The organism is Bradyrhizobium sp. ISRA430, from assembly GCF_029909975.1.
In the GTDB taxonomy this organism is placed as follows: Bacteria; Pseudomonadota; Alphaproteobacteria; order Rhizobiales; family Xanthobacteraceae; genus Bradyrhizobium.
The window spans coordinates 5,390,000-5,403,718 of the sequence record NZ_CP094516.1 but is presented as its reverse complement, the minus strand read 5'-3'; the positions used below and the strand labels follow the sequence as shown (position 1 = coordinate 5,403,718).

Here is a 13,719-nt window from a genome sequence, read left to right as displayed (position 1 = left end):
GCCACACTAGCCCCTCAAAACCGCAAGACAACCCGTGATATCGCATTTAGCGATTGCCGCAGCGGGACGAATAGGCGAGAAGAACCCCGCTTTTCCAGCCGAAATGGACCGTAAATATGTCAGACACAATACGGGCAGTGATCCTCGGCATCATCGAGGGCGTGACTGAGTTCCTTCCCGTTTCATCGACAGGTCACCTCCTGCTCGCGGAGCGCTTCTTCGGCCTTGGCGAAGGCGCCTTCTGGGATTCGTTTACCGTCCTGATCCAGCTCGGCGCGATCCTCGCGATCGTCGGCTTGTACTTCAGGAAGTTGTGGGACGTCTCGATCGGCATGTTCACCGGGGATGTCTATGCGCGCCGTTTCGTGATCGGTGTGCTGGTCGCGTTCCTGCCCGCGGTCATCGTCGGCCTGCTCGCCGGCAAATACATCAAGAGCGTGCTGTTCAATCCGTGGGTCGTCTGCTTCACGCTGATCGTCGGCGGCGCCATTCTCCTGTGGGTCGACCGGCTCAATCTGAAGCCGCGCGAGCACGATGCCACCAAGTTTCCGCTGCTGATGTATCTCTATATCGGCATCGCGCAATGCGTGGCGATGATCCCGGGCGTGTCGCGTTCCGGCGCCAGCATCGTCGCGGCGATGCTGCTCGGCGCAGACAAGCGCGCGGCGGCGGAGTTCTCGTTCTTCCTCGCCATCCCGACCATGATCGGCGCGTTCGCCTACGACTTCTACAAGAACCGGTCCGAGATGACGATGGACCACATGAACATCGTCGCGATCGGCTTCGTGGTGTCGTTCATCACCGCGATCATCGTGGTGAAGACGTTCCTGGAATACGTCACCCGCCACGGCTTCGTGCTGTTCGCCTGGTGGCGCGTCATCGTCGGCACGCTCGGCCTGATCGCGCTGGCGCTTGGCCGGTAATACCCGCAAAAGTCGCATCGCCGCCTCAACGTAATATAAGCTTTTGATCGGTAGGCAGTTTCTATAGCCAGGGCGAGGCACGCCCGGCAAAGGAGCTGAACGATGACCCTCGTCAGCGGCTGGGGGCGCTTCCCGGTCGTCGATACCGATGTCCTGCGGCCGCGGTCGTTTATGGCGATCGGCGAGGCCGTCGCCGGTGCGTCCGGCACGGTGGCCAGGGGTAACGGGCGCGCCTATGGCGACGCCGGCATCGGCGCCATCAGGACCATCGCGATGACCGGTTTCGACCGGGTCAGGTCGTTCGATCCGGTGACCGGACGCATTCGCCTGGAAGCCGGCGTGCTGCTGTCGGACCTGATCGACACCTTTGGTCCGCGCGGCTTCCTGCCCTTCGTCGTTCCGGGAACGCGGTTCGTGTCGGTCGGCGGCGCCATCGCCGCCGACGTCCACGGCAAGAACCATCATTGCGAGGGCGGCTTCGGCCGCTATGTCGACAGCATCCTGCTGCGCACCGGGCAGGGCGAGATCATCGAAGCCTCGCGCGAAGAGAATTCCGATGCCTTCTTCGCGACCGTCGGCGGCATGGGCCTGACCGGGGTCATTCTGGAAGCGACGATGCGGCTGCGGCCGGTCGAAACCGGCTGGATCCGCGAGCGGGTGGTCTCGACATCCGATCTGGGTGCTGCCATGCGCGCGCTCGATGCCGGCGATTCCGCGACCTATTCGGTGGCGTGGATCGACTGCGTGGCACGCGGCAGCGAGCTCGGCCGCTCGCTGATCTATCTCGGCGAGCACGCCCGCGCAGGCGAGCTTCCCGACGGTGCCGATGCATTTCCGCTTGGCAAGGATCCCGCCCTCGCCGTGCCCGTCGACCTGCCGTCCATCACGCTCAACCGCTATAGCATCCGCGCCTTCAACGAGCTCTATTATCGCATGGGTGCGAAGCGCGCCGGCGAAAGCCATCGGGTCTCGCTCTTCCCCTATTTCTTTCCGCTCGACAGCATCAGTGCCTGGAATCGCATCTATGGCCGGCGCGGCTTCCTGCAGCATCAATGCGTGATCCCGGAACACGGCGCGCGCGACGTGCTCGGCGACATTCTCGAACGTGTCACCAAGCGCGGCGACGCCTCGTTCCTCGCGGTGCTGAAGAAGCTCGGCCAGGGCGACGGTATCCTGTCGTTTCCGATGCCCGGCTATACGCTAGCGCTGGATTTCCCGATGCGCGGCGACATCCTGAATTTTCTCGACGAGATCGACCGGCTGGTCGTCGCCGCCGGCGGACGGCTGTACCTTGCCAAGGACGCGCGCCAGTCGCGCGCGACTTTCGAGGCCGGCTATCCCGCCCTGCAACGCTTCAAGGCGATCCGCAAATCGCTCGATCTCGCCGGAAAGATCCGATCAAAGCTCTCGCAGCGTCTGTTTGATGAGGTGCAGCCGTGACTTCGCGCAAGACCGTTCTGGTGCTGGGTGGCTCCTCCGATATCGCCCGCGCCACCGCGCGCGCCTTCGCCAAGGCCGGATACGATGTGCAGCTCGCGGGCCGCGACGCCGCCGTGCTGGAGCCTGACGCGGCGGATCTGCGCGCGCGCTACAATGTCGAGGCAAGTCGCTGGACATTCGACGTGCTGGACACGGCGTCGTTCGAAACCTTTGCCAGCGGCCTTCCGGCGTTGCCGGATGTCGTCATCTCGATCGTCGGCTTGCTGGGCGCGCAGGAGAGCGCGCAGAGCGATCTCGAACACGCCACGACGATCATGCGCTCGAACTACGAGGGGCCCGCGCTGATCCTCGGCCTGTTTGCGGAGAAGTTCTTGGCGCGCGGCTATGGCACGATCGTCGGCGTGTCGTCCGTGGCCGGCGATCGCGGCCGCGCCTCGAACTATGTCTATGGTTCGGCCAAGGCAGGCTTTTCCGCGTTCCTGTCGGGCCTGCGCGCCCGCGCGAGCCGCGGCGGCGTTCACATCGTCACCGTCAAGCCCGGCTTCGTCCGGACCAAGATGACCGAGGGCATGAAGCTGATCGGGCCCCTGACCGTCGAGGCACAGGTGGTGGGCGATGCCATCCTCAACGCCGTGCAGCGGCGGACCGACGTCGTCTATGTCAGCGGCAAATGGCGCCTCGTGATGCTCATCATCAAGGCGCTGCCGGAAGCGATCTTCAAGAAGCTCAAGTTCTGACGTCGTTGTCGCGCTGAAGCTGCGCTCCCCGCAAGCGCGGCGAGGTGAAGGACGCGCTACACGATCATGCGCTGGAACTGGCCGGCGGCGCGGAAGCGCCAGAGATATTGCGGAGCGATCGCCTCGAGCGAATCGGGTGCGATCCCGAGGCCTTCCAGCGTCAGGCCTGCGGCCTTGGCCGCGTCCGACACAATGTTATCGCGCTCGAGCAATGTGACCTGGTCCGGCGTCAGCTTCAGCGCGCCCGGCGCGAACTGCAGGAAGTTGGCCTGGAAACGGGCGAGGGGGAACGAGAGCGGAACCAGCATGCGCTGGCGGTCGGTAATGCGGAGGATGGTCTCGATGATCTCGCGCATGGTCAGCACTTCCGGCCCGCCGAGCTCGTAGGTGGCGCTCTTCTTGGCCTTGCCGTCGACCGCATCCGCGATCGCGGTCGCGACGTCGCCGACATAGACCGGCTGCATCCGGGTCGTCCCGCCGACCAGCGGCAGCACCGGCGACATCCGCGCCAGCGCGGCAAAGCGGTTGGTGAACTGGTCCTCGGGGCCGAACATTACCGAGGGACGGAAGATCGTGGCCGAGGGCACCGCTGATAGCACCGCCTTCTCGCCGGCGGCCTTGGCCCGGGCGTAGCGCGAGGGCGACTCTTCGTCGGCGCCGATGGCCGAGACATGCACCATCTCAGCGCCGGCGGCGGCCGCCGCCCTGGCGACCGTTTCGGCGCCCTTGGCCTGGACGGCGTCAAAGGTCTGCCCGCCGCCCTCGGTGAGGATGCCGACCAGGTTGATCGCGACATGCGAATCACGCAGCGCCGCCTCGACCGAGGCCGGATAGCGCAGGTTTGCCTGTACGGTATGGACCTGCCCGACCCGGCCGAGCGGCTGCAGGAAGCCGGCCAGTTCCGGCCGCCGGACCGCGACCCGGACCCGGTAGTCACGCTTGCACAGCGCGCGGACGACGCTCCGGCCCAAAAACCCTGATCCGCCGAAAACCGTGACGAGCGTGTCCAGATTGGTAGCCATGGCGGTCCATTCCTGCGGGAAGAGTGCGTTTTGTCAGGCTTGTATCGGGCCGGTTTGCAATGCGCAATCCGCAACCCCACGCATGAATTGACAACGGCGTCACCGAACCGTAGTAACCGCCTCCGTGCCCTAGACGGCATGCCCAGGTGGTGGAATTGGTAGACGCGCTGGCTTCAGGTGCCAGTGGCTTAACGGCCGTGAAGGTTCGAGTCCTTTCCTGGGCACCATTTTGCAGGATTTCGACGCAAAATGGGGCTCCGCCCGATCAGCGGCGGTAGCCGAGCGGCGATCCACGCATCGCCGTTGCGACCGGCCCCCTGTCGCGCCAAATCGGCCCGCTCGCCGTCAAACGACCCGCCTCCCGGCCCGGTTCGCGACCGACTTCTGCACAAAGTACATCGCGATCAGCGAGACGATCGACGTCGCGACGACGATGTATCCGAGCCGGTCGAAATGGATCAGCGACCCATCCGGCTCTTGCGCGATGATCCCTGCGGCGAGTACCGAGCCGAGCCCGCCGGAGAGCTGCTGCAGTGACGCGCTGATCGCGCTGAACGAGCCGCGCTGACTGGGGTCGGGGATCGCCGACATCAGCGCCTGCGACGGGATCATGCGCGAAAAGATACCGACGAACATCAGCACGTTGACGAGGATCGCGGTCGCGAGCGCGACGTGGCCGAGATGGGTGTAGATCAGCACCATGATCACCGACACCACGCTGCCAAAGACGAAGGTCGGATATTTGCCGAACGCATCGCTCGCCCTGCCGACCAGCGGCCCCGTGACGATGCTGAACAGGCCGGAGACGAGATAGATCGTCGGCAGGTGCTCGATGTCGATGCCGAGATTGTGCACGGTAAAGGCGCTGGAGAACGGCATCAGCATGTAGCCGCCTGTTGCCAGCAGCGTCGTGACCGCGAAGGCCAGCGTGTAGCGCGGCTGACCGACGGTCGCGATCAGGTGGTGGAACGGGTTCTTGTCCTGCTTCAATCGCAGATGCGCATCGACCGGCTCCATCGCCAGCGCGATGACGGCAATTGCGACGATCGACAGACCGACGATCGCAACGAAGCAGATATGCCAGTTCCAGTGATTGGCGAGAAACAGCCCGGCCGGAATGCCGAGCACCTGGCTCGCGGCGAACGCCGTTTGGACGAATCCCATTACGCGGCCGCGCAGATGCAACGGGAACAGGTCGGTGATGATGGCAAGCACGACGGAGCCGATCACGCCGCCGAACAATCCGGTCACGATCCTGCCGAGCAGCAGGACATGGTAATTCTGCGCCACGGCGCAGAGCATGGTTCCGAGCGTGAAGCCGACATAGAAGAACAGCAGCAGGCGCTTGCGATCGAAGCGATCGGCAAAGCCGGCGGCCAGGATACCCGAAATTCCCGCGCTGAACGCATAGGCCGAAACCGCGACGCCGAATTGCCCGGCCGTGATGTTGAGCGAGGGCATCAGGATGGCGCCGAGCGGCGACATGATGATGAAATCGAGAATGATCGTGAACTGGGTGAACGCGAGCAGCGCGATGAGCAGCGACTGGTAGCGCGAAAAGCCGCGCTGGCGTTCCTGTTGATCGTCAATCGGCGCTGCGAGCGTCTGTTCGGTCATGACATTTGATATGTGGTGAACGAGGAAGGAGCGGAGAAACTGGCCACAGATAGGATGGACCGGGAGGATTTCCACGGGGCGCATGCACAAGTTGCGCTGGAATATGGAGCTCGCGCCGAATTGTGGGATCCATGCAACAGCCTGGCGGCGAGAGAATCCGTGCGTCCCTGCCATTCATGCCGCGCCTGCCTGACCGGGACGCCCGGCCGGATGTGAGTGTCCCCACGAATCGGCCCGAACTGGCGGCGTTCTTCGCCATGTCGTCCCCCCGGCTGGCCCGGCGATCCCTAAACGTGACCTGCCTGAATTAGCTTTCCCTTGACACCTGGCGTGTAGTGTTGCCTTGGCCATTTTCCCTGCTGCGCCAGGCATGGAGCCGGATACTCCGCCAGTCGTGGACAGGAATTTCGGATGGGCCAGAGATTAATAGCGGAAGCATCGCCGTCGCCGCGAAGATGGGCGCCGTATTCGCAGCAGTTTGAATGGCAGAAATCAGCCTCAATTCCGAAGCCCACACCCGCAGAAGCGCGCTAAGCCTCTCGCATGCTCAGGTCGACACGCTGGCGATCGCTGCAATCGCGGCCGCGCTGTCGCTTCTTCACTCCGGCTTTGTGTTCGGCGTCGAGAACAATCTGTTTCATCTCCCGATCGTTGCCGGGCTCTACGACGAGCCGCAGTACCAAGACGACTCCTTCATCCAGTCGCTGCGCTATTTTGCATCCGGCGTCTGGGTCTTGCTGGACAGCACGGAAAGATATTTTGGCAACGTCGCATTGCTCTTCCTCGGCCTCGACTATGTGTCGCGGCTGGTCTGCTTTCTGGGGTTCCTGTGCTGCGCTTCGCTGCTCGGCGTGGTCGAGCGCCGCGACAAGATCATCTTTGCTCTGATTGCCTGCTTCACTTCTCTGCTCGACGGCGACAGCTACGCTGGCGCAGGCGGATTGCTAATCCGATACTTCACCCATTCCGAGATCGCCAACGGCACGGTCCTCCTCGCCATATACTTCGCCGCGAAGGCGCGCTTCATTGCTGCTACGCTTGCCTTGGGAGCAACCTTCTTCGTCAACGCCTTCATCGCCGTGTGGCTTGCGCCGCTGTTGGCGCTCATCGCGGTCGTCCTCTTGATGAAACAGGGGACGAGCCTCGCTGCGGTCTGTTCGGGTGTGGCTTTCGGCGCCGTCCTGTGCATTCCCCTCGCGCTTCCCGTGCTTCATGCCGTTCTAGGCAACCCGGAATTCGGCAAGCCCACCGCCTTCGATTTCGTGACCTACCTGCATCAGTACTATGGCGGCCATGTCCTGATCGATGCGACCCCGCGCAGCGAGATCTTCGCGCTGGAAGGCGTTGCGCTTGTCGGCGCGCTTGCGCTCCGGCAGCTCGGAGCGCAAGCCGCGGAAATCGCCGCCGCCTACCTTGGCGTCGCGCTGATTTATGCGGCTGGCGTCATTCTTCCCCACCTGACCGGCTCACCTCTCCTGCTCAACCTTCACCTGCTCCGATCTAGCACGATCGTGCATCTGCTCGCTGCGCTTGCGCTGGCGGCGCTTGCAGTGAACTGGCTTCGGAGTAAGGAGCCGACAACAGTTCTGCTGGCCAGCCTGATCGTCGCCTTGAGTGTGAGCCGCATGACGATTTTGCTCGCCATCCCGATCATGTTGCTGCCCAGAGCGATCCCGGAAGCACGGGACGGTGAGCCGGCCTATCTTCGCACGATGAGTTATCTCGTGCTGGCGAGCGTGGTGTTGATCGCCTGGCCGTACTCGACCTGGCAGAATCTCGCGTTCAATGCGACGTTCGCGGACGCCGTCGGGGAATGGATGGAGGTCGGCCACTGGGCGCGAAGCTCGACGCCGCCGACGGCCATTTTCCTCGTCCCCTTGAGGCCTCGCGACGATGCCGTGCCGGCGCCGAGCACGGCCGACGTTGCGCTGTCCCGGACCGGTGTTTTCGAATACGCGTCCCATCGGCGGGTCTATGTCGATTTCAAGCGGGGGGCGGCTACTATGTGGACATCATCCTACTACGAGATTTGGTGGAGCCGCTTTGCCGATACGGAGCAGTTGAGCTCGCTTGCCGAGCGAAAGGCCTATGCGTCGCGTAACGGGATCGACTACGTGATCGATCTTTGTCAGACGGCTGCGACGAGCGGCGAGGTTCTGTTCCGGACGAAACGTCTGTGCGTGGTTCCTGCGAGATCATAGGCTCCGAGCAACCGGGCCCGCATATTTGGAAACGACTCCAGCATGAAGCAACGTTGGATCATTGTGGCCGCCATCCTTGTGACGGCCTTGCTTGTCCAGATACCCATTGTTCTCAACGCCGACTTGGGCTGGCTGCTCACCGCAAATGAGAAGATTCTAGACGGCCGAAAGCTCGGAGTAGACCTCTTCGAGTCCAATCCGCCTTTATCGGTCTACATGTACATGCCGGCAGCGATGCTGGCGCGAGAAACGGGCGTTGCACCCGAATTCATCGTGATAATCTTGGTGATTATCGAGATCGTTGGCGTGCTTTTTGTCATCGATCGCGCGGCTGCGGCGGCAAACCTGGGAGTTAGAGAACGTGATGTTTCAACGTGGTCTCTCGCACTCTTGCTCGCAATTCTTCCCGGTGCCGTATTCGGACAACGTGAACACATAGCCGTCATTGCCCTGACGCCCTTTGTCGCCATCACCGCAATACGTTGGCGCGACCTTGATCCGGGGCCAGTCGCGATCCTCGCAGGACTGGGCGCGGGGCTGGCTATGTGCATCAAGCCCTTCTTTGTTCTGGTGGCTGGTCTCCCGATCGTCCTGCGCGTCATCCGCCAACGTTCTCTTAGGCCTTTGTTCACTTCCGAAGCATTCACAGCCGCCGCTACCACGATCAGTTACGGGGCGATCCTTGTTGCCATCTTTCCTGCTTATCTCCTTGTCTATGCCCCGATGGTCGCCGAGGCCTACCTACCAATCAGGCAGGAGCTTCTTAGCTTAATTCCTATTCCAATCGCCGTGATAGGCGCTTCTGTCGTGTTCCTGCGCCTCGTCGCTCCCGAGAGTTTCAAAATGTGGAGCGACGCAACCCCTTGGTTGGCCGCATCGGTCGGCGGAGCCGCGACCTTCCTTGTCCAAGGCAAGGGGTGGCCATACACGGCTTTCGCTCTCTGTCTGTTTGCGATGGCCGCGCCACTGCTGCATCTTTGCACAAAGACACTGCGGCCGCCGATTGTCCTCGCCGGCGTCGCCGTCCTTGCGTTCATCGGCCTCTATTTATCGTCACCGGCGCCCGGCTTTCCGCCGCTCGAGCGGAGTGTCCAAGCGCTTGTGAAGCACCCGCGGCTGCTCACGATTACCGATCACATCGGTCTGGGGCATCCGCTCGTCCGTCAACTCGATGGATCTTGGGTGGGCAGCTCTTGCGCGCAACTCTTAGCCGGCGGCGCAATTTTGCGCGAGCAAACCTCGCATCCAACTCAAGATGAACAGGCAAAACTGGATGGCATCATACATTTCGAGCGACGGCAGTTGCTGGCGGACCTGCGGAACGGTCGCCCGGACGTAATTCTGGTGGATACCTACCTGCTGAGCATGTTTCGGTTCGATTGGCTGGCATGGGCCAATTTAGATCCCGAGGTTCAAATGGAGTTAAGACACTATCGTGAAGTTGAAACCATCGGCCGCGTTCGGATATTTGTCGATCAACCGGTTTTGGACCGATCATAGCCGGAGCCTCCGCGCCTGTGTGAGACGTCGAATCGGTCCGAATTCGCTGCCATTTCGCGGCGGTCGCTCCGGATATCGCACGGCTGCCGCCCGCCCTCTCCGCTCGAATTAAGCCGCCCTTAGCGAATGATCCCTAGAGTCTGACTGTCCATTTCCCTGCTCCCCGGCCATGGGCCGGTCATGTCGCGGTTCAATCGAGCGTTTTCGTATGGAGCAGCCTGTCTGGCAGTACGAGTCTGGCATGGCCGGGCCGTCGGTGACCCCGGCGCCTGCGCGCACCCTTGTCATTGATCTCGAAGGCGCGCTGCTGCGCTCGGAGCTGGCCTATGAGGCGCTTTTCGCCGATGTCGGTGGGTCGCTCGCCCGCCTGCGCGCGAAGGGATCGCTGAGCCCGGCGGCGCTTGGGGACGTGCTGGCGCGGGCCGAGATCGACTACGGCCATCTGCCCTATGATGCCGATGTGCTGAACCAGGCTCTGGCGGCGCGGGCGCGCGGCGAGAAGATCTATCTCGTCGCTGGCCGCTTGGCCCATCATGCCGGGGGCATCGCCGCGCATCTCGGATTCGATGGCGTCGTGGCGCCCGCCGATCTCGCCTCGGGCGCCGTGCCGTTCGATCGCGCCTCGATCGAGCGGATCAGCGACCGCGCTAGCCGTCGTGCCAGCCTAAAGACATCCAGTTTGAAGACTTGGACGAAGGCGCTGCGCGTGTATCAATACGCCAAGAACACGCTGGTGTTCGTGCCGGCGATCACCGCGCATCAGATGAATTTCGCGACGCTGAGCTACGCGCTGCTGGCGTTTCTGGCGTTCTCGGCCTGCGCGTCGGGCGCCTATCTGATGAACGACCTGCTCGACCTCGCCGCGGACCGGCAGCACCCGACCAAGCGCCATCGCGCGCTCGCGGCGGGTGATTTGCCGATCTCGTCCGCGCTGCTCGCAATCCCCGCGCTGTGGGGCTTCGCGGTCGCCGCCAGCCTCTGCATCTCCGCCGTTTTCCTAGGCGTGCTCGGCGCCTATCTCGCCACCACGATCGCCTATTCGCTGGTGCTCAAGCGCAAGATGCTGGTTGACGTGGTGACGCTCGCCGGCCTCTACAGCTTGCGCATCATCGCGGGCGCCGTCGGCGTCGGCGTCGTGCTGTCGGAATGGCTGCTGATCTTCTCGCTGTTCGTGTTCACCTCGCTCGCGCTGATCAAGCGCTTCAGCGAGCTCAGCATGCGTCAGGGCGCAGGGCTCGCCGATCCCTCCAACCGCGACTACAGGATCACCGACCTGCACGTCATCGCTGCCATGGCGGCCGCGAGCGCCATGAACGCAGTGACGGTCTTCTCGCTGTACGTGTCGTCCTCGGCGGTGACGCCGCTGTACAGCCGGCCCTGGATGCTGTGGCTCTTGAATCCGTTGCTGCTCTACTGGTTCGGCCGCGCCCTCATGATGGCGCATCGCCGCGAGATGCCCGACGATCCCATCATCTACACCTTCCGCGATGGCGCCAGCCGCATCACGGTGGCGGCGATGATCTGCATCATGCTGGCGGCGATCTGACGTCGCTCCAGCGCGAAGGCTCCGTCTCGATGGGATCGGCCTGATCGGCTGGCCGGCTTGCATCGGCCAGGGTCAAGCAGAACGGACTATAGACGTCCACCATGGGCATTGGGCCCCTGTTTCTTCCGAATACCCGGCTTAAGCCTCTGTTAAAGTTCGACATCCGGCTGCGGCCGTACTTGCGCCGGTCCTGCCCAGCGGGTACATCGCGGGCCACAGCCCGGCCGATCGGCCGCAGCCTGTGAGCGGTGCATTCGGTCCGGCCGGCCCTCGCCAGTTCCCGTTCCCGGCCTTAATTTCATCCGGCACCGATTCGAGTGAGGTTTTGAAAACGCCATGACCGTACGCCTGCATCGCGGCGATCTGCCCGACCTGTCCCGCTACACCGGAGCGGTGGCGATCGACACCGAGACCATGGGGCTCAATCCGCATCGCGACCGGCTCTGCGTGGTGCAGCTCTCGCCCGGCGACGGCAGCGCCGACGTGGTGCAGATCCCGAAGGGCCACACCGATGCGCCGAACCTGAAGACGCTGCTCGCCAATCCCGCGATCACCAAGATCTTCCACTACGCGCGATTTGACATCGCGGTGCTGTACCAGGCCTTCGGCGTGATGGCGCAGCCGCTCTACTGTACCAAGATCGCCTCCCGCCTGGCGCGCACCTATACCGACCGCCACGGCCTCAAGGACCTCGTGCGCGAGGTGCTCAATGTCGACCTCTCCAAGCAGCAGCAATCCAGCGACTGGGGCTCCGACAGCCTGACCGAGCCGCAGCTCGCTTATGCCGCCTCTGACGTGCTGCATCTGCATGGCTTGCGCGAGCGGCTCGACGCCATGCTGGTGCGGGAGGGCCGCACGACGCTGGCCCAGGCCTGCTTCGATTTCCTGCCGACGCGCGCCCGGCTCGACCTCGAGGGCTGGGAGGCCGAGGACATTTTCGCGCATTCCTAAGGCCCGGTCCGGCCGTCAGGCCGGCCAGCCGCCCCGTTTCGGACACAGTCGTAGCGGCCTGTCGCAGGCTGCATATTCCGAAGCTAGCGGATACAATGGGCGTCCTCGATTGGAGCCTTACTGGACAAGGCTTGGACAGGACAAGGCTAGCGACGTCCCGGAGCATTGGTGAACTCGGCCCAGAATCCAACCTATGACGCCGCGCTTGCGGCGAAGTTTGCCAGCGCGGCACGGCACAGCCGCCTGGTCCGGATTCTGCGCATCGCGGTGCCGGGCGCGGTGCTGCTCTCCATGGCCGCGATCGTCGGCGTATCGATCTTCAATCCGTTTCGCATGCTGATGCCGAAGCTGCCGATCGATTCCGGAAACCTGGTGGTGTCGGGCACCAAGATCACCATGGAATCGCCGCATCTGGCCGGCTACACGCCGGACCAGCGGCCCTACGAGCTCTGGGCCAAAACCGCAACGCAGGACATCACCGATCCCGATCATGTCGAGCTATCGACCTTGCGCGCAAAGGTCCTGATGGAAGATCAATCGACCCTGTTCCTCGATGCCCGCACCGGCGTGTTCGACAACAAGCAGCAGCAGCTTGATCTGCACAAGGACATCTTCCTGCGCACCTCGACCGGCTATGAGGCGCGGCTGAACTCGGCCTTCGTCGACATGGGCAAGGGCACGGTCTCCTCGGATGACCATGTCGACGTCAAGCTCACCAACGGAACGCTGTCCGCCGACCGGCTGCGCATCACCGAGGGCGGCGACGTCGTCCGCTTCGAGGGCAATGTCGTCATGAACCTGGACAAGCTGAGCACGGACGAACCGGCCGCGGCTCCGCCCGCGCCGGTCGAGCCCGCGCCGCCGGCGAAAACGCGTACGCCGCAGAACAAGTCTGCCAATTCAAGATGATTGCCGATTCAAGATGATTGCCAGGGCGAAGTTTTTTCCGCGCAGGGACGGCAAGGCTGGCGTGACGGCCGGCGCGGCCGCACGCGTCGTCGCTGTCGCGCTGCTCGCCGCGGGTGCGGCGCAGGCGCAGAGCAGCATGCAGGGCGTGCCCAACGCGATGCAGGGCTTTTCGCAGAATCGCGATCAGCCGATCCAGATCGAAGCCGCCTCGCTCGAGATGCGCGACAAGAAGAAGGAGGCGACCTTCGCCGGCAATGTGAAGGTCGTGCAGGGCGACACCACCATGACCTCGAAGACGCTGGTGGTGTTCTACGAATCGAGCGGCGGCCAAGGTTCATCAGCGGGATCAGCGCCGCAGCCTGCGGCTGCGAAAGGCGCCAAGTCCGCGCCAACACAGTCGGCGCCGATGCAGTCGGCGACGCCGGGTCCGGGCGGCAGTTCCTCGATCAAGCGGCTGGAGGCGCGCGGCAATGTCGTCGTCACCCAGAAGGATCAGGTGGTGACCGGCGAGACCGCCATCTTCGACACCAAGACCAACCTGATCACCATGCTCGGCGGCGTGGTCCTGACGCAGTGCAAGAACGTGCTGCGCGGCGACCGGCTGATGGTCGACATGACCACCGGTGTGTCCCGCGTCGAATCCGACAGCGGCAGGGTTCAGGCCCTCCTGCCGCAGGGCGGCGGCAGCGATTGCGGCGGCCAAGGCAAGCCCGGGGCTGGTCCGCCCCTGCAATTGCCCGGCGTAGGTAAACAAAAGTAAATTCAGAATGTAAATTCAATGACTTAAACCGGGCGCAGGCGATCCGAGGTTGAAGCTGGCCCGACAAGACTGTATTTACCGCAACGGGCTTCGAGGCGGGATCCGCCGCTTAT

General features: G+C 63.4%; 11 protein-coding genes and 1 tRNA gene. 10 read left to right on the top strand and 2 right to left on the bottom strand.

What is annotated here, in order from left to right:
* Window positions 1-116: 116 nt before the first annotated feature.
* The 3 genes from MTX21_RS25620 (at window position 117) to MTX21_RS25610 (ending at window position 3,100) form a co-directional block, all read left to right on the top strand.
* Window positions 117-923 carry an undecaprenyl-diphosphate phosphatase gene (locus MTX21_RS25620; protein ID WP_280967450.1) on the top strand — a complete coding sequence of 269 codons (807 nt, stop codon included), beginning with the start codon at window positions 117-119 and terminating at the stop codon, window positions 921-923.
* 102 nt (window positions 924-1,025) lie between these two features.
* Entirely contained in the window at window positions 1,026-2,363 is a 1,338-nt protein-coding gene (locus MTX21_RS25615; RefSeq protein WP_280967449.1) for an FAD-binding oxidoreductase, read from the top strand.
* Entirely contained in the window at window positions 2,360-3,100 is a 741-nt protein-coding gene (locus MTX21_RS25610; RefSeq protein ID WP_280967448.1) for an SDR family oxidoreductase, read from the top strand. Before MTX21_RS25615 ends, MTX21_RS25610 begins: the two co-directional genes overlap by 4 nt.
* A gap of 56 nt (window positions 3,101-3,156) precedes the next feature.
* Here MTX21_RS25610 and MTX21_RS25605 read toward each other — a convergent pair whose 3' ends face one another.
* The gene (locus MTX21_RS25605) at window positions 3,157-4,122 is read right to left on the bottom strand and encodes a complex I NDUFA9 subunit family protein (RefSeq protein ID WP_280967447.1); all 966 of its coding nucleotides are present in this window, start codon (window positions 4,120-4,122) and stop codon (window positions 3,157-3,159) included.
* A 140-nt stretch (window positions 4,123-4,262) separates the two neighbouring features.
* Here MTX21_RS25605 and MTX21_RS25600 point away from each other — a divergent pair.
* A tRNA-Leu gene (locus tag MTX21_RS25600) sits at window positions 4,263-4,349 on the top strand.
* Between the two features lie 118 nt (window positions 4,350-4,467).
* Here the strand turns inward: MTX21_RS25600 and MTX21_RS25595 are convergent.
* The gene (locus tag MTX21_RS25595) at window positions 4,468-5,739 is read right to left on the bottom strand and encodes an MFS transporter (protein ID WP_280967446.1); all 1,272 of its coding nucleotides are present in this window, start codon (window positions 5,737-5,739) and stop codon (window positions 4,468-4,470) included.
* Between the two features lie 482 nt (window positions 5,740-6,221).
* Between MTX21_RS25595 and MTX21_RS25590 the strand changes: the two genes are divergently transcribed.
* The 6 genes from MTX21_RS25590 (at window position 6,222) to MTX21_RS25565 (ending at window position 13,606) form a co-directional block, all read left to right on the top strand.
* Window positions 6,222-7,940: a DUF6798 domain-containing protein gene (locus MTX21_RS25590; protein ID WP_280967445.1), complete on the top strand. Its 1,719-nt coding sequence runs from the start codon at window positions 6,222-6,224 to the stop codon at window positions 7,938-7,940.
* Window positions 7,941-7,982: 42 nt separating this feature from the next.
* Window positions 7,983-9,440, top strand: a complete 1,458-nt coding sequence (locus MTX21_RS25585; protein WP_280967444.1) for a hypothetical protein — start codon at window positions 7,983-7,985, stop codon at window positions 9,438-9,440.
* Window positions 9,441-9,681: 241 nt separating this feature from the next.
* On the top strand, window positions 9,682-10,986 hold the full coding sequence (locus MTX21_RS25580; protein ID WP_280967443.1) for a UbiA family prenyltransferase: 1,305 nt from the start codon (window positions 9,682-9,684) through the stop codon (window positions 10,984-10,986).
* Window positions 10,987-11,322: 336 nt separating this feature from the next.
* Window positions 11,323-11,937: a ribonuclease D gene (locus MTX21_RS25575; RefSeq protein WP_280967442.1), complete on the top strand. Its 615-nt coding sequence runs from the start codon at window positions 11,323-11,325 to the stop codon at window positions 11,935-11,937.
* Between the two features lie 168 nt (window positions 11,938-12,105).
* Entirely contained in the window at window positions 12,106-12,846 is a 741-nt protein-coding gene (gene lptC, locus MTX21_RS25570; protein WP_280967441.1) for an LPS export ABC transporter periplasmic protein LptC, read from the top strand.
* Between the two features lie 13 nt (window positions 12,847-12,859).
* Entirely contained in the window at window positions 12,860-13,606 is a 747-nt protein-coding gene (locus tag MTX21_RS25565; RefSeq protein ID WP_280967440.1) for an LptA/OstA family protein, read from the top strand.
* Window positions 13,607-13,719: the final 113 nt, after the last annotated feature.

Excerpts from the sequence above, each read along its gene's own strand:
- MTX21_RS25620 (WP_280967450.1), top strand. The coding sequence starts at position 117 with ATGTCAGACACAATACGGGCAGTGATCCTCGGCATCATCGAGGGCGTG.
- MTX21_RS25615 (WP_280967449.1), top strand. The coding sequence starts at position 1,026 with ATGACCCTCGTCAGCGGCTGGGGGCGCTTCCCGGTCGTCGATACCGAT.
- MTX21_RS25605 (WP_280967447.1), bottom strand. The coding sequence starts at position 4,122 with ATGGCTACCAATCTGGACACGCTCGTCACGGTTTTCGGCGGATCAGGG.
- MTX21_RS25595 (WP_280967446.1), bottom strand. The coding sequence starts at position 5,739 with ATGACCGAACAGACGCTCGCAGCGCCGATTGACGATCAACAGGAACGC.
- MTX21_RS25590 (WP_280967445.1), top strand. The coding sequence starts at position 6,222 with ATGGCAGAAATCAGCCTCAATTCCGAAGCCCACACCCGCAGAAGCGCG.
- MTX21_RS25585 (WP_280967444.1), top strand. The coding sequence starts at position 7,983 with ATGAAGCAACGTTGGATCATTGTGGCCGCCATCCTTGTGACGGCCTTG.
- MTX21_RS25580 (WP_280967443.1), top strand. The coding sequence starts at position 9,682 with ATGGCCGGGCCGTCGGTGACCCCGGCGCCTGCGCGCACCCTTGTCATT.
- MTX21_RS25575 (WP_280967442.1), top strand. The coding sequence starts at position 11,323 with ATGACCGTACGCCTGCATCGCGGCGATCTGCCCGACCTGTCCCGCTAC.
- MTX21_RS25565 (WP_280967440.1), top strand. The coding sequence starts at position 12,860 with ATGATTGCCAGGGCGAAGTTTTTTCCGCGCAGGGACGGCAAGGCTGGC.